Here is a 22,892-nt window from a genome sequence, read left to right as displayed (position 1 = left end):
TACTCGAGGATGTGGTCGTCCTCCGCGGCGAGCCGGGTGGGCCTCCCGCATCCGGGCACGGCGCAGACGGGGTGGCGCATCCGCAGCTGAAGCCTCATCTGTGCGGTCGGCGCATAGGACTCGGCGACCGCGTCGCAGGGGGCGCCGATGATCGGATCGGTGAGGATCCGCAGCCAGGTCGACTCCCCGGAGGCGAGATCGCGGGCGAGCTCGGCGGGGACCGGGGTGAGCCCGTCGAGCATCGCGGGGGTGTTCTCCAGCCCCATGAGCGTCGTGACCGGCACGGTCACGAGGACCTTGTAGGGGCTGCGGGTCTCCTGGACGGGGTCGATGTCCAGCACGGAGTGGGTGAGGATCGCGTAGCGAAGGGTCGCGAGGGAGAGCGCGCGGCCACGCTCGGCGAGGTCGCCGTCGATGTCGAAGGGCAGCGGCCCCTCCTCGCCGTCGCGCAGGGCGGCGCGCTGCGCCTTCTGGACGGTGCGCGCGGCGACGTCGAGCCGGTGCGCGAGGCCCTGGATCTCGGGGATCGGGCCGGTGACGTAGAGCGAGGCGGTGCCGGCCCTCGTGTCGACGTCGAGCAGCTCGACGGAGCGGGATGCCCGCGGCGGCTCGGGGACCGTGCCCGCGGTCGCCAGGCGCACGGCGAGGCGGACCTGTGCCTCGAAGGTGGCCTTGGAGACCGCGGGGATCTCCACCCCAGCGAGGTGGCGGTCCACGGCCTCCTTCTGCGCATCGTCCAGCCGCCGCACCTGACGCAGCAGATAGCGGTGGAACTCCTCGGGCATGTCGCCGCGCGCGAGGTGGACGAAGGTCGCCGGCATGAGATCCACCGAAGTGCGCGCGTCCAGCACCATCGACCAGGCGCGGGCGGTGGAGGTGCGCAGGCCCACGGCGACCTTCACGCCGGTCATGTCCGCGTTCTCGGGGATGCCGCCGGCCTCGGGATCTTCGCGGAAGAACACCGCGAGCTGCCGCAGCTGGTGGGCGTAGAGGCGGGCCCTGGTCTGCATCGTGCGGTGCAGGGCGAGCACCCGCGACGCCTCGATCGTGCCGGGCTCCACCTCGGCGAGCAGCTGCTCCTGATCCAACGGCCGACGGGCTCGCACTCGCCAGCGTGGGGCGGTGGGCTCCGTCGCGTCGTCGGTCACGGCGGGTGTCTCGGATGTGGCGATGCTGCCCTGGGAGGCTTCGTCGGCGGTCGCCGCGTCTACAGCGCTGCCGGCGCCGGTTCCCGTGCCGGCGTCGGACTCGGACTCGAGCGGGGCCCCTGGGCCCTCGTCGAACTCACCCATCACGCCCTCCTTCCCCGATCCGTGGACGGGACGGCCTCGGTGCCGTCCGCTGTCGCGACAGAGAATCTCTTTCAAGACTCCAACACCTCAAACAATACCGTCGAAACGGACATTCCAGAAGGGCTCAGGCGCAATGGGGATGAATTTGTGGATAACCCACCTGTGGGGAGGAGAGGTCGCGACCGGCGCGTTATGCGACGGTCACTCGAGGGAGGGGGCAGGGCGCTGCGGAGGTGGGAGCGGAGGCAGGCACAGGAGCATCACGCTGTGGGGGTGGGAGCAGGGGGCGGGGATGGGAGCAGGGTGTTCCGAGGGCCGGAGCGTGGGCGCGGGACAGGGCCTCACTCGAGAACACCGAGATCGTCGCCATCCCCGCTCTTTGCGAATTGTCAAGTGCACCCTCAAGAATGTGGAAAAGCGCGACTCGGGAAGAGCCGTCGAAATTGATTCTCGCGGCGACGACGGCGTCGTGCGGAGCTCATCGACGCACGCGGCGGGCGCCCGCACGCACCACCCGCGCCGGCGACCGTGCGCCCCGCACCGAGTAGGGTCATCCTCATGACCGCACGCACCACGTACCTCCTGGTGGACGGTGAGAACATCGACGCCACCCTCGGCGTCTCGGTGCTCGGCCGACGACCCCAGTCCGACGAGCGCCCCCGCTGGAACAAGCTGCTCCAGCACGCCGAGCACGCCTGGCGCCAGCCGGTGCGGGGCCTGTTCTTCCTCGCCGTCGGCGACAGCCTGCCCTCCGGGTTCGTGCAGGCCCTGATCGCACTGGGGTACAAGGCGATCCCGCTGCGCGGCGAGGGCAAGGTCGTGGACATCGCGATCCAGCGCACCGCCGAGGCGCTGCAGGACCGCCCGGCGGATGTCATGCTGGTCAGCCACGACAAGGACTTCGTCCCGCAGATGACGGACCTCGCGGCGACCCCGGACCGGCGCACGGCGCTGGTCGGGTTCCGCGAGTTCATGGCCACCGACCTGCAGGACATCCCCGGGATCGAGTTCCACGACCTCGAGTACGACGTGCACGCCTTCACGAGCCGTCTGCCGCGCGTGCGGATCATCGACATCGACGAGTTCGACCCGCTGGAGTTCATACTCTGACTGGCCGACGACCGATCGGTCGTCGGACTGTACACACCTCGGGGTGGACGCCCAGGGTGGGGACATGGCTGGATACACCACGACCAACCCGACCACGGGACGCACCGACAAGCAGTTCCCTGCTCTGGACTCCGCGGGCGTGGAGGACGTGCTCCGACGGACGCACGCCGCCTTCCCGGACTGGCGGGGGACGCCCCCGGAGCGACGCGCCGAGATCCTCGAGCGCGTCGCCGACGCCTACGACTCCCGCTCGGAGGAGCTGGGACGACTGATCGCCACCGAGATGGGCAAGCCCCTGGCGCAGGGGATCGGCGAGGCCGAGCTGGCCGGATCGATCTACCGGTGGTACGCGACGCACGGCCCCGAGCTGCTCCAGGACGAGCTGCTGGACCCGCAGGGAGCACAGGAGTCGCTCGTGCAGACCGAGCCGATCGGCCCGCTGGTCGGCGTCATGCCCTGGAACTTCCCGTACTACCAGGTGGCCCGCTTCGTGGCCCCCAACCTGATGACCGGCAACACGATCATCCTCAAGCACGCGGAGATCTGCGCCGGCTCCGCCGAGGTGATGGCCGGGATCCTGCACGACGCCGGGGTCCCCGACGACGCCTACGTGAACGTCTTCGCCGATCACGACCAGATCGCCGAGATGATCGCCGATCCGCGCGTGCGCGGCGTGTCCCTCACCGGCAGCGAGCGAGCAGGAGCCGCCGTCGCCCGGACCGCGGCGGAGCACCTCAAGAAGTCCGTGCTGGAGCTGGGCGGCTCGGACCCGCTGATCGTGCTCGAGGACGCCGACATCGCCCGGGTCGCCCGCGCGGCGGCCACCGCGCGACTGTCGAACGCGGGCCAGGCCTGCAACTCGCCCAAGCGCATGATCGTCCCGAGCGCACGGCTCGACGAGTTCGTCGCGGCGATCGTCGAGGAGTTCGAGGGCGCGACGCTCGGGGACCCGCTGGACGAGGGCGTCGACGTCGGTCCGCTCTCCTCGCTCGGCGCGCGCGACGGCGTCGTCGAGCAGGTCGCCCGCGCCGTCGAGCAGGGAGCGACTCTGCACACGGGAGGCGACGCGCTGGACCGGGAGGGCGCATTCATGCGGCCCGCCGTGCTGACCGGCGTCACCCCCGACATGGACGCCTACTCCGAGGAGATCTTCGGCCCGGTGGCGGTCATCTACGGTGCGGAAACCGTCGATCACGCCGTGGAGCTGGCGAACGACGTGTCGTTCGGGCTGAGCGGCTCCGTCTGGAGCGAGGACCTGGCCCGGGCGCAGGAGGTCGCCGACCGCCTGGACGTGGGGATGGCGTACGTCAACGAGCACGGGACGACGCTGCCCGGGCTGCCCTTCGGCGGGGTGAAGCGCTCCGGCTACGGCCGCGAGCTCGGCCGCTGGGGCATGGGCGAGTTCGTCAACGTCCGCCTGCGCCGCACCGCCGTGCGCTGAGCGGGGCCGGGGGACGCACTCCGCGGCGGCGATCGACGGCAAGTGCTCAGCCTGTCGTCACCCGCTGGTCACTTCCCGGTGCTGGGGTGGAGCGCATGTCCCACGCACCCCGGACCCCCGCCCGCCAAAACGACTCCTCGCTCGCCCTCCCTCCCCTCGGCCGACGCACCCTCCTGGTCGGGGCGGGCCTCGCTCTCGGCGGCACCGCCGCCTCGGCCCTCCCCGCCCAGCGCGCCTTCGCGGAGGACGCGGGCCTGGACCCCACCGGCACCACCCTCGAGGCCGTCGCGGTGCCCGAGGCCGGGGAGAACGGCTCCTACCGTCGTCTCACCGCCGGCCCCGGCTACGCCTTCGAGGTGCGCGAGGACGCGCTGGACCGCGCCCCGCAGGCCTCCCGCGCCGACACCCGCGTGCCGCTGGCGGCCTTCGTCCAGTTCACCGACCTGCACGTGCTCGACGCCCAGTCCCCTATGCGCTTCGAGTTCCTCCACGACATCACCGGCTCGGCGTTCCGCCCGCAGGAGTCGCTGACCACCCAGGGCGCCGTCTCCCTCATCGAGCGGGTCAACGAGCTGCGCCGCGGCCCCCACACCGGGCGCGACCTCGACTGCGTGGTCACCACCGGCGACAACACCGACAACCACGAGCACGTGGAGCTCGACTGGTTCCTCGCCCTCATGAACGGCGGGGAGATCACCGCGAACACCGGGGCCGACGGGACCTGGGAGGGCGTGCAGACGGGCGGCTCGACCCACTACTGGCATCCAGGCGGCGAGGTCGAGGACCGCTACGCCGAGGCCGGTTTCCCGCAGCTGCCCGACCTGCTCGCGGGCGCCATGACCACCCACACGAGCCCCGGCCTGGACATCCCCTGGTTCAGCGTCTTCGGCAACCACGACGACTCGATCAGCGGAACCCTCCCCACGGACTGGGACGTCCTGCGGGAGATGTACACCGGCTCGTGGAAGTTCACCGGCTTCGCCTCGGAGACCGCGAACCGGCAGCTCGAGGCGCAGGTGCGCACCGCGGAGGCCGGCGGCACCGGCGAGGCGCAGCGCCAGACCCTCTCCAGCTCCCTCGACCCCGAGCGCCGGTACGAGGTCACGCCCGACGAGCGCCGCGAGCCCTTCACCCCCGAGGAGTACATCCGCGCCCATCTGGGCCAGACCCCTCGCGTCGGCACCCCCGGGCACGGCTTCACCGAGGAGAACGCGGTGGAGTCGACCGGCTACTACACCTTCGAGATCGCGCCGGGCGTGGTCGGCATCGCGCTGGACTCCACGAACCGCGCCGGCTTCACGCAGGGATCGCTGGGCCACGCCCAGTACCGCTGGCTCGAGGAGACCCTCGAGGAGGGCTCCAGCCGGTACTACGACGGGATCGGGCGCCTCCAGCGCACGCAGTCCGAGGACACGTACTTCGTGGTCTTCAGCCACCACACCCCGGACACGATGAACAACCTGCTGCTCGAGCCCGGCGTCGGCGAGCTGCGCCATGCCGGCTGGGACGTGGAGAACCTGCTGGGCCGCTTCCCGAACGTGCTCGCCTGGGTCAACGGCCACACGCACACCAACACGATCGCGCTGCACGGCGACGACGTCGCCGAGCGCCGCTACTGGAAGATCACCACCGCCTCGCATGTCGACTTCCCGCAGCAGGCGCGGGTGCTCGAGGTGGTCGACAACCGCGACGGGACGCTCTCGCTGCTCAGCACCCTGATCGAGGCGAAGGCCCCGTACCAGGGCGAGGGCCTGGCGAGCCTGTACCGGGAGCTGTCCTTCAACGACCTCCACGCCGAGCGGGCCCAGGAGGGCGAGGGTCGGGACCGCAACGTCGAGCTGCTGCTGGCGGCGCCCGGGCACTGAGAGCGGGCCGGCCCGGTCCTGCGGGACCGGGCGCTCCGCCCGCCGCCCTGAGACGAAGAATCCCCTCTGACCTGCTGGTCAGAGGGGATCTCTCGCGGTGCGCAAGGGGGGACTTGAACCCCCACGCTGTTGCCAGCACACGGACCTGAACCGTGCGCGTCTACCAATTCCGCCACTTGCGCGTATCTCCGGCACCGGGTCTCGTGGCGCCGAGGCCGAAGGTTCCCTTAGATTACCCCCGCCGAACCCTGAGCCCAAGCCGACATCCTGCACAGTAACGAACGCCACTCCGGGCCGGTTCGACGCCTCGACGCTCAGCGCATCGACTCGGCCTCCTCGAAGGCGGCGTCGATGTCGGCCGGATCGATGCGGCGACGGCCCACCACCACGTAGAGGACGGTCGCGACGATCACCGCGGGGATGCCGACCATCGCGGCGACCTGCATGCTGGGCCGCACGAACACGGTCGCGAAGACGGCGACGAGGCCCACCAGGCCGACGCCCGCGGTGACCACGCCGCCCGGCATGCGGAAGGTGCCACCCCGCTCGCCGCGTCGGCGGAAGGCGATGTAGGTCGCGAGGATCAGCGCCCACACCATGATCACCGAGAACACCACGAGGCTCATCATGTAGCCGAACACCCCGCCCACGCCGCTGAAGGCCAGCAGCGCGGCACCGATCAGGCCGATCGAGCTCAGGGCGATGCCGACGGCGGGGACGCGCCGGGCCGTGACGTGCGCGGCGAAGCGCGGCGCAAGCCCGTCGGAGGCGAGGGAGTGCAGGATCCGGCTGCCGGCGTAGAGGTTCGCGTTCGCGGCCGACAGCGCCGCGACCAGCACCAGCAGGTTCGTGATGTGGGCGGCGCCGGGAATGCCGATCCGGTCGAAGACCATCACGAAGGGCGAGGTGGCGACGTCCTCGCCGGCGCCGGCGGCCTGCTGCCACGGCACCAGGCACACCACGATCCCGATGCACAGCACGTAGAAGAAGGCCAGGCGCACGATCGTGGTGCGGGCGGCGGTGCGGATCGAACGAGCGGGATCCTTCGCCTCGGCGGCGGTGATCGAGAGCAGCTCGATGCCCCCGAAGGAGAACATCACCACCGACAGCGCGACCCACACCGCGGCCCAGCCCATCGGGGCGAAGCCCCCGTCGGCCGTGAGCTCGACGAAGCCGGGCGCCTCCTGGCCGGGCATCCCGAAGAGCACCAGGACGGTGCCGATCAGGATGAACACGAACACCGCGATCACCTTGATCGAGGACAGGAGGAACTCGATCACGCCGAAGGAGCCGACGCTGGAGAGGTTGATCGCGATGATCAGCGCCGCGAACAGCAGGATCCCGGCCCAGATCGGCACCGCGGGCACCCAGTAGGCGAGATAGGCGGCACAGGCCACCAGCTCCGCGCCGGTCACGCAGACGGTGACGATCCAGTACAGCCAGCGGCTGAGATAGCCCCAGAACGGGGAGAGATAGCGGGCGGCGAGGGTGCCGAAGCCGCCGCGCACAGGGTGGCGCGAGGCCATCTCGCCCATCGCCAGCGCGATCGTCGCGGCGATCATGGCGCCGAGCGCGAAGGAGATGATCACGGCGGGGCCGGCGATGCCGATCGCCTCGCCGGAGCCGAGGAACAGGCCGGTGCCGAGCGCGGAGCCCATGGCGATCATCGCCATCTGGCCGTGGCCGAGCGAGCGGGCGAGCTGCCCGTCGGCGCGCTCGTCGGAGGAGGAGGTCTGGGTGGTCACCCGTCGAGGGTAGCCCCGGCATGCGGCCGGGTCCGGGACCTGTCAGCGCTCGGTGTCGAGGTCGTCGCGCACGGTGGCGTTCAACCCGACGAGCAGCAGCGCGCCGGCCGGGAGGAACCGTCGACGATGGTCTCGGGAACGCAGCAGCGCCCCGCACCGTGAGGGTGCGGGGCGCTGCGGGGTCGATCAGGCCGGCTCAGGCCTTGGCGGCACCCTTGGCGGCGACGACCTGGACGACGAGGTTCGCGAAGATCTCGTCGTGCAGGCGCACGGTCGCCTTGTGCTCGCCGAGCGAGCGGATCGGGGTGGCGAACTCGACGGTGCGACGGTCGATGTCCTTGTCGAACATCGCCTTGACGCCCTCGGCGACCTCCTTGGAGGAGACCGCACCGAACAGACGGCCGTTCTGTCCGGCGCGCTCGGCGATGACGACGGGCTTCGACTCGAGCGTCGCCTTCAGGGCCTGGGCCTCCTCGATGTTCGCGATGGCGCGCTTGCCGCGGGCCGCACGGATCTGGTCGAGCTGACGCTGACCGCCCTTGGTCCACGGGGTCGCGAGACCGCGGGGCAGGAGGAAGTTGCGGGCGTAGCCGTCCTTGACCTCGACGACATCGCCGGCGGCGCCGAGGCCGGTGACCTCGTTGGTGAGGATGAGCTTGCTGGTCATGTGCTTCCCTTCCTCGCTCAGCGACCGGAGGTCGAGTACGGCAGCAGGGCGATCTCGCGGGCGTTCTTCACGGCCTTCGCGATCTTGCGCTGCTCCTGGACGGAGACGCCGGTGACCCGACGGGCGCGGATCTTTCCGCGGTCGGAGATGAACTTGCGCAGCAGCGCGGCGTCCTTGTAGTCGACGGTCTCGAGACCGGCGGCCTTCAGCGGGTTCTGCTTCTTCTTCGGCTTGCGAAGAACAGGCTTGGCCATCGTGGTGCTCCTTCTTTCTGAGGGGAGCCCGGGCATGCACCCGGGATGGGGTTGTTCTCTGGGGTTCTCTGCGCGGGGTGCCGGGATCCGGCGCGCCGATCAGAAGGGCGGGTCGTCGTACCCGCCCTGGTTGCCTCCGCCGGCCCACGGGTCGGCGTTGGGAGCGCCCTGCGGCGCGTTGTAGCCGCCCTGACCGCCCTGGTTGCCGTATCCGCCCTGGCCGCCGAAGCCGCCCTGGCCGCCGCCCTGCGGGGCTCCGCCGCCGAAACCGCCTCGGCCGCCGCCACCGCCGCCGCGCTGGACCTTGGTGGCCTTCGCGGTCGCGTAGCGGAGGGAGGGGCCGATCTCGTCGACGTCCAGCTCGATGCTGGTGCGGTTGTTGCCCTCGCGGTCGGTGAAGGAGCGCTGCTTGAGGCGGCCCTGTGCGACCACGCGGGAGCCCTTCTCGAGCGACTCGGCCACGTTCTCCGCGGCGTCGCGCCAGATGGAGCAGCGGAGGAACAGCGCCTCGCCGTCCTTCCACTCGTTCGACTGGCGGTCGAAGGTGCGGGGGGTGGACGCGATGGTGAACGACGCGACCGCGACGCCGGACTGCGTGAAGCGCAGCTCGGGGTCCGCGGTGAGGTTGCCGATCACCGTGATGACGGTGTCATTCGCCATGGGTGCTCCTCTGCTCCGGGGGTGTGGTGGATCGTGCGGGGGTCAGAGACGGCAGGTCACTCGGCGTCGAGACGCATGAGCTTGGTGCGCATGATGGACTCGTTGAGCCCGAGCTGACGGTCCAGCTCCTGCGCGGTGGACGCCTTCGCGGTGAACTGCAGGACGATGTAGATGCCCTCGGACTTCTTGTCGATCTCGTAGGCGAACTTCCGCTTGCCCCAGACGTCGACGTTGTCGATGGTGCCGCCCTCGGTCGGGACGACCTGGACGAGCTTCTCGAAGGTCCCGGTGACGGTCCGCTCATCGACGGACGGGTCGAGGATCACGACCATTTCGTACTTGCGCATGTTCTGGTACCCACCTCCTGTGGTCTCTGCGGCCACGGTCTCTCCGTGGCAGGAGGGTTCATGCCGCCCGCGCGGGCATCGGCGATGCACGTCACGGACCGCAACAGCCTACCCGTGCCCAGGAGCATCGGCCAGGGAGTGCCCGCCGGTGCGCGGCGCATCACAGGGCGTGCGCGAGCGGAGCCGGGCAGCGCGGCACGACCGATCGGTCCGTCCGCGCCACCGCGCCCGCCCTACCGTGGGTGGATGACCAGCACCGATGAGCGCCCCACGCTGCGCCGCACCGTCACCACCACCGGGCTCTTCCTGTTCATCCTCGGGGGCGTGCTCGGGGCGGGGGTGTACGTGCTGGCCGGGGAGATCGCGGGCATCGCCGGCGGCGCCCTGTGGGTGCCGCTCGTGGTGGCGCTGCTCGCGGCCCTCGCCGCATGGCGGCGGCGCCGGGCCGGGGAGCTCACCGGCACCGACGCCGCCTGAGGCTCAGTCCCCCGCGGGGAACCGCTCCCAGACGCGATGGCTCCCGAGCAGGGCGATGATCTCGCCGAGCACGCTCTCGCCGTCCTCGCCGGCGACGAGCCCTGCGCCGCCGGGCGCGGTGCGCGCCTCGAGCGCCTCGCGGCCGGGGCCCCAGGCGCCGATCGCCTTCGCGTGGCGCCAGCACTCGTCGATCAGCTTGCCCACCCGCGGCTCGACCTCGCCGTTCCCGGGCGCGCCGGCCTTCGAGTCCACCGACGCGCGGGAGTCCGGGGCCAGGAGCGGGTTGCCGGCGAGCAGCAGGGCGTCCACCTCGACGGAGGCGGCGGTGCCGAGCGTGCGAGCCACCGGCACTCCGGCGACCTCGCCGCCGCGCGGCGCGATGACCAGCGGGGTCATCGAGGCGGCGACGATCGCCTCGTGCAGCTCCAGCAGGCCCGCATTGTCCGCCTCGGGGTCGACGACGATGCCGATCTTCCTGCCGTCGACGGGCCAGCTGCCGCCGAGCTGGGACAGCGGCGCGCTGGTTGCCGGGCCCTCCTCGGCCCCGTCGGCCGGGACCGTCGGCTCCGGGGCGGGCAGGCCGAGGGCCGAGGCGACCCGCGCGCAGAGCTCGCCGTCGATGTTCGCCAGGCTCTGCAGCTGGCGCTCCTTGATCGCGTTCTCGTAGCACTTGCCGAGCTCGAAGGAGTACGCGTCGACGATGTGGTCCTTCTCGACCGGCGTCATGCTGCGCCAGAACAGGCGGGCCTGGCTGAAGTGGTCCTCGAAGGTGGCCGAGAGCTCCCGCTCCTTCACCCCCTCGGGCACCCGGACCGGCAGGTCCTCGAAGGCGCCGTCCATCTCGCCCGCCATGAACGGGCAGCCCCCGTCCAGGGAGTTCGGCTGATAGGGCGCGACACCGGCGTGGTCGCCCTGCTGGCCGTAGCCGTCCCGGAGCATGTCGTTGACCGGGGCGTGCGCACGGTTGATGGGCAGCTGCGCGAAGTTCGGCCCGCCGAGCCGGGTGAGCTGGGTGTCGACGTAGGAGAACAGCCGCACCTGCAGCAGCGGATCATCGGTGACGTCGATGCCCGGCACCAGATGGCCGGGGTTGAAGGCGACCTGCTCGGTCTCGGCGAAGTAGTTGCTGGGGTTGCGGTCCAGGGTGAGCCGGCCGATGGGCTGCACCGGCGCCAGCTCCTCGGGCACGAACTTCGTGGGATCCAGCAGGTCGATGCCCTCGAAGCTCTGCTCCTCGTTGTCGGGGAACACCTGGATCCCGAGCTCCCAGCTGGGGTGAGCGCCGGACTCGATCGCGTCGGCGAGGTCGCGGCGATGGAAATCCGGGTCGTTGCCGCCCAGGAGCTGCGCCTCCTCCCAGGTCAGCGAGTGCACGCCGAGCTGAGGCTTCCAATGGAACTTCACCAGCGAGGTCTCCCCGGCAGCGTTCGAGAGCCGGAAGGTGTGGATCCCGAAGCCCTCCATCGTCCGGTAGGACCGCGGGATGCCGCGATCGCCCATGAACCACAGGGTGTGGTGCTGGGCCTCGGTGTGCAGGGAGACGAAGTCCCAGAAGGTGTCGTGCGCGCTCTGGGCCTGGGGGATCTCCCGATCGGGATGGGGCTTGGCGGCGTGGACGACGTCGGGGAACTTGATGCCGTCCTGGATGAAGAACACCGGGATGTTGTTGGCGACCAGGTCGAAGGTGCCCTCGTCGGTGTAGAACTTCGTGGCGAAGCCGCGGGTGTCGCGGGCGGTGTCCATCGAGCCGCGGGAGCCGACGACGGTGGAGAAGCGGGTGAACACCTCGGTGCGCTTCCCCTTGGCGAGGAATCCGGCCCGGCACACGGGTTCCGCGGTGCCGTAGCCCTCGAAGACGCCGTGGGCGGCGGCGCCGCGGGCGTGGACCACTCGTTCCGGGATCCGCTCGTGGTCGAAGTGGGTGATCTTCTCGCGCAGGTGGTGGTCCTGGAGCAGCACGGGGCCGCGCCGGCCCGCCTTCAGCGAGTGGTCGGTGTCGCGCAACCGCGCTCCCTGCGAGGTGGTCAGGAAGGCCCCCTGCTGGGCGTTCGTGCTGCGCTCCGGGCCCGGCTCGGCGCCGGTGGGCGTGCGCGGCTGCGCACCCTGCTGATCGGGCTTCGGCGGGAGGGGCCCGTCCGGTGCGGTCGGCTCCTCGAGCTGGGGCGGGCGGCTGCCGGGCCGGCCGGGAGCGGGGGTGGGGGTCTTCTTCGGAGGGGTCATGACGTGTCTCCTCGGGGAGTTGCGCGGATCGTCGCTGACGCCGGTCACGGTAGGCGTGTACGCGGCGGAGCGACAGTCGCCCGAGCGTTCGTGCAGGGCAGTGCGCAGAACGATCGGTCCGTGCGGCCGGGCCGATCGGTCCGGCATGGTGCCCTCGCCGCGAACCGCGCCTACGGTGGCGGTGATCGGCACCGGGAGGGACGACCATGACCGAACCGTTCGTCGATGGCCACGGGATCTGCGTGCTGGTGCTCAGCGATCCCGGGCAATGCACCGCCCGCGCCACCGCCGTGCAGGGTCTCTTCGAGCAGGAGCTGGAACGGGTCTTCGGCAGCGCGACGGTGGAGGTGCGCCCACAGTTCCTCGGCGTCAGCGACACCCGCACGCTGGACTTCCGGCCGATCAAAGCGCTGCGGGAGGAGTTCACCCGCGTGGACGCCGTACTGCTGCTGACCGAGATGCCCCGGCTGTCCCACGGCAGGCCGGAGATCGCGAAGCTCATCCCCGACCAGCACGCCGCCTCACTCTCGTATCCCACGCTCGGGGTCCTCGCCGGGAGGCGGCGGCTCATCGCGCCGTTCATGTCCTGCGTGCTCCGGCTCGTCGACAACGCGCCCGAGGAGGAGCGGGAGCGGTACGACCTGCGATGGAACCGCTGGTTGGAGCCGGAGGCGGCGGAGGACGCCGCTCGGTACCTGCACGCGCACACGCTCACCGGCGTCCCGCGCACCGTGCTGGGGATGGTGGCGACCAACGCCCCTTGGCGCACGGCGCCCCAGCTCTCCTCGGCACTTGCCGCCGCCTCCGCCGCCGGGGCGTTCGGCGTCTTCTACAGCTCCATCTGGCAGATGTCCGCCGCGCTGTCTACAGGCCGCCTGGTGATGATCGGCCTGCTCGCGATCACCTCGATGGTGGTGTGGCTGCTGCTGAGCAACGGCCTCTGGGAGCGCGCGAGCCATGCGGAGCCCGCCGAGGTCCTCGTGTACTACAACCTCTCCACCGTGCTCACCTTGTTCCTGTGCGTGCTCGCGCTGTACCTGACGCTGTTCGTGCTGATCCTCGCCGCCGGTCTGGTGGTGATCGATCCGGACTTCATGGAGCAGATCGTGCAGAGACCGACGGAGCTCTCGAGCTACACGGGCATCGCCTGGCTCAGCGCGGCGATGGGGGTGGTCGCCGGCGGGCTCGGCACGAGCTTCGACGAGTCGACGGATCTGCGCCGTCTCACCCATGGGCAGCGGGAGATCGCGCGACGCCCGCAGGACGCGGACCACCGCTGAGCTGCTTTCAGCGCAGCCGGCGCCGTTCCAGGTCGCTCACGGCCGGCCCCTCGAGCCTTGACCGCTCGGTCGTTCGGGTTGGCGCTGCGCAGAAGCACTCCTAGTCTTCGCCGAGAGGCACCCGACGGCCGGGCCGCCGCTCGGGAGGAGCCGGTATGACTGTTGCTGATCGCACCGCGTCGGCGCGGACGGCGGCGCCCCTGCGCCGGCGGCGACGGTTCGACCGCGAGGCGCTCGCCGGCTACGCCTTCATCTCGCCCTGGATCCTCGGTTTCCTCGTCTTCACCGTGATCTCGATGAGCTACAGCGCGTACCTCTCGGCCACCGACTACGACCTGGCCACGAACACGGCTCCGTGGGTGGGCGGCGCCAACTACGCCCAGCTCGTCGAGGACCCGAAGGTCCTGCAGTCCCTCGGGAACACCTTCACCTATGCGCTGATGTCGGTGCCGCTGGAGACGGCGTTCGCGCTGCTGCTGGCCCTTCTGCTGACGTCGATCCCGCGAGGGCAGGGCTTCTTCCGGGTGCTGTACTACCTGCCGAAGATGACCCCTGCCGTCGCGACCGCCGCGGTGTTCCTGCTCCTGCTCAACGGCAACCGCGGAGCGGTCAATCAGTTCCTCGGGGTGTTCGGCATCCAGGGTCCGCAGTGGCTGATCGATCCGGACTGGATCATCCCCTCGATCGTGCTGATGTCCGCGTGGGCGGTGGCGGGCTCGATGATCATCTACATGGCGGCGCTGCAGGGCGTCCCGGTGGATCTCTACGAGGCGGCGGCGCTGGACGGCGCCGGACCGATCCGCAGGTTCTGGCGGATCACCGTCCCCCTGATCTCGCCGACCACGTTCTTCCTCGTGGTCACCAACACCATCTCGTCGCTGCAGGTGTTCGACCAGGCGTACCTGCTCTTCTACCGCGACGCGAGCAGCGCGGCGCCCTCCGCCTCGCTGTTCTACGGCATCCACCTCTACCAGCAGGCGTTCCAGCAGTTCAATTTCGGCCTCGCCGCCGCGATGGCCTGGGTGCTCTTCGCGATCATCATGGTGATCACCGTGATCCAGGTCCAGGTCTCGAAGCGTCTCGTGCACTACCAGGGGGAGTCCCGATGAGCACCTCGAAGCAGGCCCTCGAGCAGACCGGCACCGGCGCCGTCGCGTCCCGCATCGCCCCGGCCGGCACCCGCCGCACGGGCGCGCTCGCGGGTGCTGTCACCGGTCATGCGGACGGCCCCCGCCGCACGCTGCGACGGGTGGGCACCGCGCTGCGCTGGGCGCTGATCCTCGCCATCGGCGGGATGTTTCTCTACCCGCTGGTGTGGCTGCTGGCGGCGAGCCTCAAGCCGCGCGGCGAGGTGTTCGACAACCGCCTGATCCCGCGGACCTGGTCCCTGGAGAACTACACCGAGGTGTGGGCGCAGCTGCCGCTGGCGAGCTGGTTCATGAACTCCGTGTTCATCGCCGTGGCCGGGGCCACGCTCATGACCCTGTCGAGCTCGATGGTCGCCTTCGGCTTCGCCTACTTCCGCTTCCCGGGCCGGAACCTGCTGTTCGGGCTGGTCCTGGCGACGATGATGCTTCCCGGCGCCGTGACCCTGGTGCCCAACTACCTGATCTGGAAGCACCTGGGGTTCCTGGGGACCACCGTTCCCCTGTGGGGCGCGGCCCTGTTCGGCTCGGCGTTCTACATCTTCCTCATGCGCCAGTTCTACCGCGGCATCCCGCGCGAGCTGTTCGAGGCCGCCCGCGTGGACGGCTGCACCTATCTCGGCCTCTTCCGCCGCATCGCGTTCCCCCTGGCGCTGCCCTCGGCCGTGATCGTCTGGCTGTTCGAGTTCCAGGCGTCGTGGAACAACTTCCAGGGGGCGCTGATCTACCTGAACTTCGGCACCCCCGAGGAGTACACGGTGCCGCTCGGGATCAACTACGCGATGACCCTGTTCTCCCCGACCGCGGGCGGTCACGGCGACTACCAGTACGTCATGGTCGCCTCCGTCGTCGTGACCCTGCCGATGCTGCTGCTGTTCGCGGTGGGGCAGCGGTACTTCGTGGGCGGTCTCGCCGGGGTCGGCGTGAAGGGCTGAGCGGGGCGCGGGCGCCCCGCAGGGCGCGGGCACCCGCCGCGCTCACGAGGCGCTGTCGAACTCCCGCTGCGCGCTCGCCTGCGCGTCGCCGAGCGCCTGGGCGGGCTCCTTCTCCCCGTTGAGCGCGGCGGTGACGGCGTCGAGCAGGGCCTGCTTGACCTGCTCCCCGACGGGCGAGGGACCTGTGGACCGCGGTGCGGACAGCACGTCGTAGTAGACCGAGATCGACTGGTCGAAGTCCGCGTCCCCGGACTCCTCGACGTACTGCTCGCGAACCTGCTGATCGGCCTCGGGCGACCCGGTGAAGAGCCCGGTGTTGATCCTGCTGCCCTCCGCGACGGTGGCCGCCCGGGCCTTCCCGGCCTCGAGCCACGCCTCGGTGGAGGTCGCGGCGAGCGCCCAGGCGAGGGCGCCGTCCGGGTTCGCGGCACCGGCGGGGACCGCGAAGGCCGACCCCCCGGCGAAGCCGATCGGGGCGCCGTCGAGGCCGAGGATGGGCACGGCATGGAGGTCCACGCCGTCGGCGAAGTCCGTGAGGACGTTGAGGTACCACTGCGCCCAGGACTGTGCGACGACCTGGTCGCTGACGTACTGGTTCTGCTCTCCGAAGACGTCCATGGCGTTCTTCAGCGAGGTGACCTCCGCGTAGCCGCCCTGGAGGTCCATCAGCTCCTTCATCCAGGTCAGGGCGTCCACGTTCTCGGAGCTGTCGAGCGTGGGTGCGCCGTCCTCGCCGATGCTGCCGCCGCCGAACACCTGGAGCCACATCTCCGCCGAGCCGGGGATGTCGCCGTCGAGGCCGAGGACGGTGGGGGCGGAGCCCTCCATGGAGGTGCCCTTCTCGGCGACCTTCAGCAGCGCGTCGGGGACAGAGGTGTCGAAGTCCTCCGGGGCGATCCCCGCGGCCTCGGCGGTCCGCACGTTGATCAGGAGCGCGCTGGGCTGGAAGAACTGGGGGACGGCGTAGGCCGCCCCGGCCTGGGTGACATCACGCAGGGTGGCCTCGTAGTACTGCGTCGCCGGGTCGACGCCGTGCACCTCGAAGCCCTGGTCCAGCGGCATGATGAGGCCGTTCGCAGCGAAGGTCGCGACCAGGGAGCGATCGAGCTGGATGAGATCGGGGACCTGCCCGGCTGCGGCCTGGGCGGTGAACTTCTGGGAGTCGAAGTTCGCGGTGTCCATCGAGACCTGGAGGTCCGGCAGCTGCGCAGCGGCGTGGTCCGCGCGCGACTGACCCACCTCGTCCGAGGGGTTGAAACCCATCGTCGCGAGCTGCCCGGTCGCGGCGTCGGCGAACTCGTGCTGCTCCTGACCGCCTCCCGCGCCGGGGGTCTCGCCGCCGCGGTCGCAGGCTGCCAGTCCCATGACGGTGGCCGCGGCCCCGGCCTGCAGGGCGCGTCGTCGGCTCAGCATGATGGTCTCCTTCCGCAGCGGACGGTCGACGCTGGTCACGACGACTCCGTCCCGCTCCTGATCGCAAGCTAGATCGCGTTCCCCGAGGCGGCAACCAAACCGTCCGAGCGGTCCGAGGAGATCAGGAGGGGCCCTCCCCACGGGCGAGCTCGGCGGCCTCGCCTGCACCGCGCGTCCACACGTCCCCGTGGCCGGGCAGCACCGTCGAGGCACCGGTGTCGGCGATCGGGTCCAGGGAGCGCAGGGCCAGCGCGCTGTCGGCCGTGGCGGCCCCGGCGATGATCCGCGGTCCCGTGCGCCCGGTGTACGGGTCGAGGGTGACCAGCGCGTCGCCGGAGAGCACGGCATCCCGCTGCGGCAGGTGCAGGGCGACGTGCCCGAAGGTGTGGCCGGGGGTCGCGATCACGCGGGGGGAGCCCGGCACGTCGACGGTCTCGCCGGGGGTGAGCGCGCCCGTGTGCTCCACCCCCTTCACCCATGCCGCGCCGGCCCCGAGCATCCGTGCCAGGACGGGGAGGGCGCGCGGGTGCCGCAGGGGGTAGAGCGCTCGGGGGTTCTCGTGCGCGTAGCGGTAGGGGTGGGCGGCCAGCTCGGCGTCGAGCGGGTGGACGAGCACCGGGATGCCGAGCCGCTCGACGAGCCGTCGGGCGACGCCTACGTGGTCGAAGTGGGCGTGGGTGAGCACGAGCGCTCGGACGTCCTCGGGGCGGTGCCCGAGGTGGCGCAGCGCCATCCCGAGCTCGTGCCAGAGGCCGGGGAGGCCGGCGTCGACGAGCGTCAGCCCGTCCTTGCTCTCGATCAGATAGCAGTTGACGTGCGCATGGGCGAGACGATGGACGCCGGGGGCCACATCAGGGGTGAGCATTCGTCCTCCTTGCTCGGGTGCAGGGAGGCTACGCGCGGGGTCGACCCCGGGTCACGGGTCGACCGGTCGGCTCCGGCGGTCAGCCGCGGCGGTTCCCCTCGCGCCCGATGGCGGCTCCCTGCCCGGCCGCGCCCTGCTCGCCATCGCCCGTCGGCGGTCCTGCGGCGTCGGCCTCCCCGTCGCCTGCTCCTAGCCCCGGGCTCCTCGGTGGGCTGCTCGGCGTCCTCGCCGTTCTCCTCCTCGGCGGCGGGCTCCTCGGTGGTGCCGGTCCTGCCGGCGACCGGGCGGCCGCCCATGACGTTCTGCAGGTCGCGCGCGGAGCCCTGGGTGGGCGGGCCCTGCAGCGCCACGGGAGCCGTCGGGCCGGGTCACGGACTGCACGACGTAGCTGTGGCGGTGCACGCCGCCGGAAGCGGCCGAGCCGTACACCTCGGCCGTCTCCGCGACCGTCGGAGAGGCGGAGCCGAGGACGTTCGAGGCGTCCGCGGCCAGGCCTGGGGTCCTCTCCGGCAGGCCGAGCGAGATCGCGGTCTCCATCGTGCGCTCGGGGCCGACCTCGAGATCCGCCTCCGCGTAGGGGCGCTCCCTGGTCGGCTTCACGATCAGCCCTCCGACCGGTTCCCGCGCATGGCGCGCTTGGCGCGGGCGAACCAGCCGCCGGTCGAGATCGCGTTCGGGACGCCGCCGCCTGCCATGAAGCCGGCGGTCTGCCCCATCAGGCGGGTGTGGCAGCTCTCGCACAGTCGGCGTCCCGTGATCGAGCGGTGCACCGTCCCGCGGATCCGGTTGCGGCACTGCTCGCAGCGGGTGGCCACGGTCAGTCCCCTTCTCGGCTGCCGCCGCGGCCCTCGCGGCCGCCGCCGAGCCCCTGGCCCTCGCCGGGCAGCAGATCCTCGACCTCGGGGAGGCCGGCGTCGGCCTCCTCGTCGCCACCCTGCTCGTCGGCCGGCGGCTCCTCGGTGGGCTGGTCCGCAGGGGGCTCCTCGTCCGCGGGCGGCTCCTCCGACGGGGGCTGCTCGGTGGGCTCGGGCTCCTCCGTCGGCTCCGGCTCCTCGGTGGTGGGCTCCTCCGTCGTGGGCTCCTCCGTGGTCGGCTCCTCGGTGGGCTCCTCCGTGGTGGGCTCCTCGCTGGGCTCCTCCTGCGTCGGCTCCGGGGCCTGGGTCGGCTCGGGCTCCTGCGTGGGCGGCGGGACGTAGCTGCGCTCCTGCGTCTCGTTGTCCAGCTGCACCTGCTCGGGGAACTCGAGGTACTCCTCGCCCTCCAGGGAGGCCGACATGATGTCGCCCCAGATCTGGGTGGGGAAGGTGCCGCCGGTGATGTTGTCCTCGCCGCCGAAGGGGGTCAGGGTCTCCTCGGAGGTGCCGTCGGCCGAGGGCTGGAACATGCCCACGGCGGTGACCAGCTGCGGGGTGAAGCCCACGAACCAGGCCGAGCGGAAGCTCTCAGAGGTGCCGGTCTTGCCGGCGACCGGGCGGCCGCCCATGACGTTCTGCAGGTCGCGCGCGGAGCCCTGGGTGGGCGGGCCCTGCAGGGCGACGGTCGCGTTGATCGCGACCTCCTCGTCCATGCCCTGGGTGTCCGTGGTCTCGTGCTCGTAGCGCGAGGAGCCGTCGGGCCGGGTCACGGACTGCACGACATAGCTGTCGCGGTGCACGCCGCCGGAGGCGATCGAGCCGTACACCTCGGCCATCTCCGCGACCGTCGGGGAGGCGGAGCCGAGCACGTTCGCCGCGTCGTCGGTGAGGCCCGGGGTCTCCTCGGGCAGGCCCAGCGCGACGGCGGTCTCCCGGGTGCGCTCGGGACCGACCTCGAGGTTCGCCTCCGCGTAGGCGGTGTTGATCGAGTTGGTGGTCGCCTTCTCGAGGGTCACCCGCCCGTAGTCGACGTCGTTGAAGTTCTTCACCGTCCAGCCGCCGCGGAAGGTCTTCGGCGAGTTGCCGTCCCAGCGGGAGTCCAGCGGGTAGCCGTCCTCGAGCGCGGCGATGAGGGTGAAGGTCTTGAAGATCGAGCCGGCCTGCATCCGGGACTGGGTCGCGTCGTTCTGCGCCTGGGTGACGTAGTCCGCGCCGCCGTACATGCCGCGGATCGCACCGGTGGAGGGGTCCATCGTCACGGTGCCCACGCGGTTGTTCTCGGGCCGGTCCTCGGGCAGGTTCTCGATGGCCTGCACGGTGTTCTCCTGGATCGCGGGGTCGATCGTGGAGACGATGGTGAAGCCGCCGGTGTTGATCTCGTCCTCGGTGAAGCCCTTGGCGATCAGCTCGTTGCGCACCTGCGACAGGAGATAGCCGTTGGTGCCGCCGAGGGAGTTCTCGGAGTTCGGCTCGACCGTCTCGGGGAACTCGAGGGCGTCCGCCTCGGCGGGGGTCATCTGCTCCTCGGCGACCTGACGGGTGATCACCCGGTCCCACAGCTGAGTGGCGCCCTCGAGGTCGTTCGCCGGGTCGTAGGTCGAGGGGCTCGGGATCACGGCGACCAGCAGCGCGGCCTCGGCGTCGGTGAGCTCGGAGGCGTCCTTGTCGAAGTAGGCCTGCGAGGCCTCCTGCACGCCGTACGCGCCGCGGCCGAAGTAGATGGTGTTGAGGTAGCGGGAGAGGATCTCGTCCTTGGAGAGCTCCTGGTCCGCCTTCAGCGCCATGATCGCCTCCTTCGCCTTGCCGACGTAGGAGGTCTCGGTGCCGGTGTAGTACCGCTCCACGTACTGCATGGTGATGGTGGAGCCGCCCTGGCGGGCCCCGCCCTGGAGGTTGTTGACGAAGGCCCGGACGATGCCGCGCGGGGAGACGCCGCGGTTCTCGTAGAAGCTCGAGTCCTCGCTCGCGACGACGGCCTGCTTGACGTTGTCGGGGATCTCGTCGGCCGGGAGCTCGGTGCGGTTGATCTCGCTGAACTTGCCCATCTCGGTCTCGCCGTCGGCGAAGTAGACGCGGGAGGTCTGGGCGAGCGCGAAGTCGGAGGGCTCGGGCACCTCGGTGTCGTTGTACAGCCACACCGCGAAGCCGAGCCCGGCCAGCACGAACAGCGCCATGGCGCCGACGATCATGCGCAGCGAAGGAATCCAGCGCCAGGGGTTCTTCCTCCCGGCGCGGGGGTAGTTCAGGAAGTTCGTCGCGGCGACCTTCTTCCCGCGGCCCTTCCCTCCGCCCTTAGGGGCCGCGCCGACGTGGCGGGCGCTCACGGAGGTGCGGGAGGTGGGGCGCTTCGCGGAGCTCGCGGAGGCGGCCGACGTGCTGGCGGCGGCGCCTGTCCCTGCGCCGGAGGTCCCCTTCGACGAGGTGCGGCTGGTGCCCTTGGCGCTGCCGGTGCTCTTGGAGGAGCCGCTGCGGCTGCTGCCCTTGGCGGCGCCGCCCGCGGCGGACTTCCCCGAGGGCGTGCGGCGCACACCCGCGGCGCGGCGGTTGCCGCCGCCGCTCGACGGGCGTCGGGACTCGCTCATGGCTGCTCCTGGTCCTTCGGGGGCACGGACGGATGAGGGCGCGGCAGCGTCCAGCTCCCCAGTATGGGCACGACCCGGTCCCGACGGAACGATCCGGCGGCGAAACACACAGGGTGTGCACGAGCCGTGCGGCCTCGCTCACACCGCCCCCGGGCGACGCGCCGAGGGCCCCTACCCCTCGGTCCGGGCCTCCCACCAGTCACGCAGCTCCTGCTCGGCGCGCTCCTCGCCGAGCGGACCGTGCTCCATCCGCAGCTCGAGCAGATGCTTGTACGCCTCGCCCACCTCGCGGCCGGGCGGCAGGTCGAGGATCTCCATGATCCGGTTGCCGTCGAGGTCGGGACGGATCCGCCCGATCTCCTCCTGCTCGGCGAGATGGTCGATGCGGGCCTCGAGCTCGTCGTAGGCGCGGGCGAGGGTGCGGGCCTTGCGCCGGTTGCGCGTGGTGACGTCGGCGCGGGTGAGACGGTGGAGGTGCTGCAGCAGGTCGCCGGCATCGGTGACGTAGCGGCGCACCGCCGAGTCGGTCCACGGCGAGTCGACGTAGCCGTGGAAGCGCAGATGCAGCTCCACCAGGCGCGCCACCTTCTTGGTGGTGTCCTTGTCGAAGGTCAGGGCCTTCATCCGCTTCGCGGTCATCTTCGCGCCGACGGTCTCGTGGAAGCGGAAGGTCACCGCGCCGCCGTCCTCGAAGCGGCGCGTGGCGGGCTTGCCCACGTCGTGCATCAGCGCGGCGAGGCGCAGCACCAGGTCGGGGCCCTCGCAGGGCTCTCCTGAGCCGGCAGGGCTCTCGAGGTCGATGGCCTGGTCGAGCACGGTGAGGGTGTGCTCGTAGACGTCCTTGTGGTGGTGGTGCTCGTCGATCTGGAGCTGCAGGGCCGGCAGCTCGGGCAGCACGTGCGCGGCCAGGCCCAGCTCGGTCATCAGCTCGAGGCCGCCGCGGGGGTGGGCGCCGAGCATGAGCTTGACCAGCTCCTCCCGCACCCGCTCGGCGGAGACGATCGTGATCCGCTCCGCGAGCCGCTCGATCGCGTCGGCCGTGGCGTCCTCGATGCGGAAGCCGAGCTGGGCGACGAAGCGGACCGCGCGCATCATCCGCAGCGGGTCGTCGTCGAAGGACTGCCCGGGCGCGACCGGGGTGCGCAGCAGGGTGCGGGCGAGGTCGGCGAGACCGTCGAAGGGGTCGACCAGCTCGAGGGAGGGCAGGCGCACCGCCATCGCGTTGACGGTGAAGTCGCGGCGGGAGAGATCGCCCTCGAGGGTGTCGCCGTACTCGACCTGCGGCTTGCGGGAGGCCGGGTCGTAGGACTCGGTGCGATAGGTCGTGATCTCGACCTTCACCCCGTCGCGCACCCCGCCGAGCGTGCCGAAGTCGCGCCCCATGTCCCAGATCGCCCCGTCCCGCGTCCAGGAGCGGAGGATCGCCTCGGTCTGCTCGGGGCGGGCGGAGGTGGTGAAGTCGAGGTCGGCGCTCGAGCGGCCCAGCACCGCGTCCCGCACCGGCCCGCCCACCAGGGCGAGCTCGTGGCCGGCGGCCTCGAACAGCCTCCCCAGCTCGTGGACCTCCTCGGGCAGGGCCCGGAACATCGAGGCGGCACGGGTGCGGGCGGTCGCGAGGCGCTCGGCGGTCTCGTCGGCGGGGTCGGTCACGGGCGGTCCTGTCCAGGGGAGGAGGGGATGGAGATGTCGTGGAGGCGGGCGCGCCTCCTCGGCGCCTCTACGGTAGCGGCCGCTTACAGT

General features: G+C 71.3%; 18 protein-coding genes, 1 tRNA gene and 1 pseudogene. 7 read left to right on the top strand and 13 right to left on the bottom strand.

The window, feature by feature from the left end:
• The coding region (locus HMPREF3159_RS10950) for an HNH endonuclease (RefSeq protein ID WP_246821614.1) at nucleotides 1–1,292 on the bottom strand (1,292 nt) is incomplete at its 3' end.
• Nucleotides 1,293–1,850: 558 nt separating this feature from the next.
• Here HMPREF3159_RS10950 and HMPREF3159_RS10945 point away from each other — a divergent pair.
• The 3 genes from HMPREF3159_RS10945 to HMPREF3159_RS10935 all read left to right on the top strand — a co-directional run bounded on the left by HMPREF3159_RS10945 (nucleotide 1,851) and on the right by HMPREF3159_RS10935 (nucleotide 5,708).
• Nucleotides 1,851–2,402 carry an NYN domain-containing protein gene (locus tag HMPREF3159_RS10945; protein ID WP_070501056.1) on the top strand — a complete coding sequence of 184 codons (552 nt, stop codon included), beginning with the start codon at nucleotides 1,851–1,853 and terminating at the stop codon, nucleotides 2,400–2,402.
• A gap of 64 nt (nucleotides 2,403–2,466) precedes the next feature.
• Complete coding sequence (locus tag HMPREF3159_RS10940; protein WP_070501055.1) at nucleotides 2,467–3,843, top strand: NAD-dependent succinate-semialdehyde dehydrogenase; 1,377 nt, start codon at nucleotides 2,467–2,469, stop codon at nucleotides 3,841–3,843.
• 95 nt (nucleotides 3,844–3,938) lie between these two features.
• Complete coding sequence (locus tag HMPREF3159_RS10935) at nucleotides 3,939–5,708, top strand: TIGR03767 family metallophosphoesterase (protein ID WP_070501054.1); 1,770 nt, start codon at nucleotides 3,939–3,941, stop codon at nucleotides 5,706–5,708.
• Between the two features lie 98 nt (nucleotides 5,709–5,806).
• Here the strand turns inward: HMPREF3159_RS10935 and HMPREF3159_RS10930 are convergent.
• The 6 genes from HMPREF3159_RS10930 to rpsF form a co-directional block, all read right to left on the bottom strand.
• Nucleotides 5,807–5,890 (bottom strand) — tRNA-Leu (locus HMPREF3159_RS10930).
• Between the two features lie 132 nt (nucleotides 5,891–6,022).
• Nucleotides 6,023–7,453, bottom strand: a complete 1,431-nt coding sequence (locus HMPREF3159_RS10925) for an amino acid permease (RefSeq protein WP_070501053.1) — start codon at nucleotides 7,451–7,453, stop codon at nucleotides 6,023–6,025.
• A 196-nt stretch (nucleotides 7,454–7,649) separates the two neighbouring features.
• Nucleotides 7,650–8,120, bottom strand: coding sequence for a 50S ribosomal protein L9 (gene rplI / locus HMPREF3159_RS10920; RefSeq protein ID WP_070501052.1), 471 nt, complete (start codon nucleotides 8,118–8,120; stop codon nucleotides 7,650–7,652).
• A gap of 17 nt (nucleotides 8,121–8,137) precedes the next feature.
• Complete coding sequence (gene rpsR, locus HMPREF3159_RS10915) at nucleotides 8,138–8,374, bottom strand: 30S ribosomal protein S18 (protein WP_010533203.1); 237 nt, start codon at nucleotides 8,372–8,374, stop codon at nucleotides 8,138–8,140.
• Between the two features lie 99 nt (nucleotides 8,375–8,473).
• Nucleotides 8,474–9,034 carry a single-stranded DNA-binding protein gene (locus HMPREF3159_RS10910; RefSeq protein WP_070501051.1) on the bottom strand — a complete coding sequence of 187 codons (561 nt, stop codon included), beginning with the start codon at nucleotides 9,032–9,034 and terminating at the stop codon, nucleotides 8,474–8,476.
• A 56-nt stretch (nucleotides 9,035–9,090) separates the two neighbouring features.
• On the bottom strand, nucleotides 9,091–9,381 hold the full coding sequence (gene rpsF, locus HMPREF3159_RS10905) for a 30S ribosomal protein S6 (protein ID WP_070501050.1): 291 nt from the start codon (nucleotides 9,379–9,381) through the stop codon (nucleotides 9,091–9,093).
• 246 nt (nucleotides 9,382–9,627) lie between these two features.
• Here rpsF and HMPREF3159_RS10900 point away from each other — a divergent pair.
• A pseudogene (locus HMPREF3159_RS10900) lies at nucleotides 9,628–9,804 on the top strand (amino acid permease); the annotation flags it as partial.
• Between the two features lie 57 nt (nucleotides 9,805–9,861).
• Here HMPREF3159_RS10900 and HMPREF3159_RS10895 read toward each other — a convergent pair.
• The gene (locus HMPREF3159_RS10895) at nucleotides 9,862–12,078 is read right to left on the bottom strand and encodes a catalase (protein ID WP_070501048.1); all 2,217 of its coding nucleotides are present in this window, start codon (nucleotides 12,076–12,078) and stop codon (nucleotides 9,862–9,864) included.
• Between the two features lie 206 nt (nucleotides 12,079–12,284).
• Here HMPREF3159_RS10895 and HMPREF3159_RS10890 point away from each other — a divergent pair, with 206 nt between their 5' ends.
• From HMPREF3159_RS10890 to HMPREF3159_RS10880, 3 genes are all read left to right on the top strand, one after another.
• Nucleotides 12,285–13,358 (top strand): hypothetical protein, encoded by a 1,074-nt coding sequence (locus HMPREF3159_RS10890; protein ID WP_070501047.1) that lies wholly within the window; start codon nucleotides 12,285–12,287, stop codon nucleotides 13,356–13,358.
• Nucleotides 13,359–13,513: 155 nt separating this feature from the next.
• Entirely contained in the window at nucleotides 13,514–14,467 is a 954-nt protein-coding gene (locus tag HMPREF3159_RS10885) for a carbohydrate ABC transporter permease (protein ID WP_070501046.1), read from the top strand.
• Nucleotides 14,464–15,438: a carbohydrate ABC transporter permease gene (locus HMPREF3159_RS10880; RefSeq protein ID WP_070501045.1), complete on the top strand. Its 975-nt coding sequence runs from the start codon at nucleotides 14,464–14,466 to the stop codon at nucleotides 15,436–15,438. Before HMPREF3159_RS10885 ends, HMPREF3159_RS10880 begins: the two co-directional genes overlap by 4 nt.
• Nucleotides 15,439–15,480: 42 nt before the next feature.
• Here the strand turns inward: HMPREF3159_RS10880 and HMPREF3159_RS10875 are convergent, their stop codons facing one another.
• From HMPREF3159_RS10875 to HMPREF3159_RS10855, 5 genes are all read right to left on the bottom strand, one after another.
• On the bottom strand, nucleotides 15,481–16,890 hold the full coding sequence (locus HMPREF3159_RS10875; RefSeq protein WP_083305919.1) for an ABC transporter substrate-binding protein: 1,410 nt from the start codon (nucleotides 16,888–16,890) through the stop codon (nucleotides 15,481–15,483).
• 82 nt (nucleotides 16,891–16,972) lie between these two features.
• Nucleotides 16,973–17,716, bottom strand: coding sequence for an MBL fold metallo-hydrolase (locus HMPREF3159_RS10870; RefSeq protein ID WP_070501044.1), 744 nt, complete (start codon nucleotides 17,714–17,716; stop codon nucleotides 16,973–16,975).
• A gap of 602 nt (nucleotides 17,717–18,318) precedes the next feature.
• Nucleotides 18,319–18,531, bottom strand: a complete 213-nt coding sequence (locus tag HMPREF3159_RS10865; RefSeq protein ID WP_070501043.1) for a hypothetical protein — start codon at nucleotides 18,529–18,531, stop codon at nucleotides 18,319–18,321.
• A 2-nt stretch (nucleotides 18,532–18,533) separates the two neighbouring features.
• Nucleotides 18,534–21,152, bottom strand: a complete 2,619-nt coding sequence (locus HMPREF3159_RS10860; protein ID WP_070501042.1) for a transglycosylase domain-containing protein — start codon at nucleotides 21,150–21,152, stop codon at nucleotides 18,534–18,536.
• A 171-nt stretch (nucleotides 21,153–21,323) separates the two neighbouring features.
• A complete protein-coding gene (locus HMPREF3159_RS10855) occupies nucleotides 21,324–22,802 on the bottom strand; it encodes a CCA tRNA nucleotidyltransferase (protein ID WP_070501041.1) in 1,479 nt (492 codons plus the stop codon).
• Nucleotides 22,803–22,892: the final 90 nt, after the last annotated feature.

Source organism: Brachybacterium sp. HMSC06H03 (genome assembly GCF_001807385.1).
GTDB classification, from domain to species: Bacteria; Actinomycetota; Actinomycetes; order Actinomycetales; family Dermabacteraceae; genus Brachybacterium; species Brachybacterium conglomeratum.
This window is presented reverse-complemented; position numbering and strand designations above follow the sequence as displayed.

Excerpts from the sequence above, each read along its gene's own strand:
- HMPREF3159_RS10870 (WP_070501044.1), bottom strand. The coding sequence starts at position 17,716 with ATGCTCACCCCTGATGTGGCCCCCGGCGTCCATCGTCTCGCCCATGCG.
- HMPREF3159_RS10880 (WP_070501045.1), top strand. The coding sequence starts at position 14,464 with ATGAGCACCTCGAAGCAGGCCCTCGAGCAGACCGGCACCGGCGCCGTC.
- HMPREF3159_RS10885 (WP_070501046.1), top strand. The coding sequence starts at position 13,514 with ATGACTGTTGCTGATCGCACCGCGTCGGCGCGGACGGCGGCGCCCCTG.
- rplI (WP_070501052.1), bottom strand. The coding sequence starts at position 8,120 with ATGACCAGCAAGCTCATCCTCACCAACGAGGTCACCGGCCTCGGCGCC.
- HMPREF3159_RS10945 (WP_070501056.1), top strand. The coding sequence starts at position 1,851 with ATGACCGCACGCACCACGTACCTCCTGGTGGACGGTGAGAACATCGAC.
- HMPREF3159_RS10895 (WP_070501048.1), bottom strand. The coding sequence starts at position 12,078 with ATGACCCCTCCGAAGAAGACCCCCACCCCCGCTCCCGGCCGGCCCGGC.
- rpsR (WP_010533203.1), bottom strand. The coding sequence starts at position 8,374 with ATGGCCAAGCCTGTTCTTCGCAAGCCGAAGAAGAAGCAGAACCCGCTG.
- HMPREF3159_RS10940 (WP_070501055.1), top strand. The coding sequence starts at position 2,467 with ATGGCTGGATACACCACGACCAACCCGACCACGGGACGCACCGACAAG.
- HMPREF3159_RS10935 (WP_070501054.1), top strand. The coding sequence starts at position 3,939 with ATGTCCCACGCACCCCGGACCCCCGCCCGCCAAAACGACTCCTCGCTC.
- HMPREF3159_RS10890 (WP_070501047.1), top strand. The coding sequence starts at position 12,285 with ATGACCGAACCGTTCGTCGATGGCCACGGGATCTGCGTGCTGGTGCTC.
- HMPREF3159_RS10860 (WP_070501042.1), bottom strand. The coding sequence starts at position 21,152 with ATGAGCGAGTCCCGACGCCCGTCGAGCGGCGGCGGCAACCGCCGCGCC.
- rpsF (WP_070501050.1), bottom strand. The coding sequence starts at position 9,381 with ATGCGCAAGTACGAAATGGTCGTGATCCTCGACCCGTCCGTCGATGAG.
- HMPREF3159_RS10910 (WP_070501051.1), bottom strand. The coding sequence starts at position 9,034 with ATGGCGAATGACACCGTCATCACGGTGATCGGCAACCTCACCGCGGAC.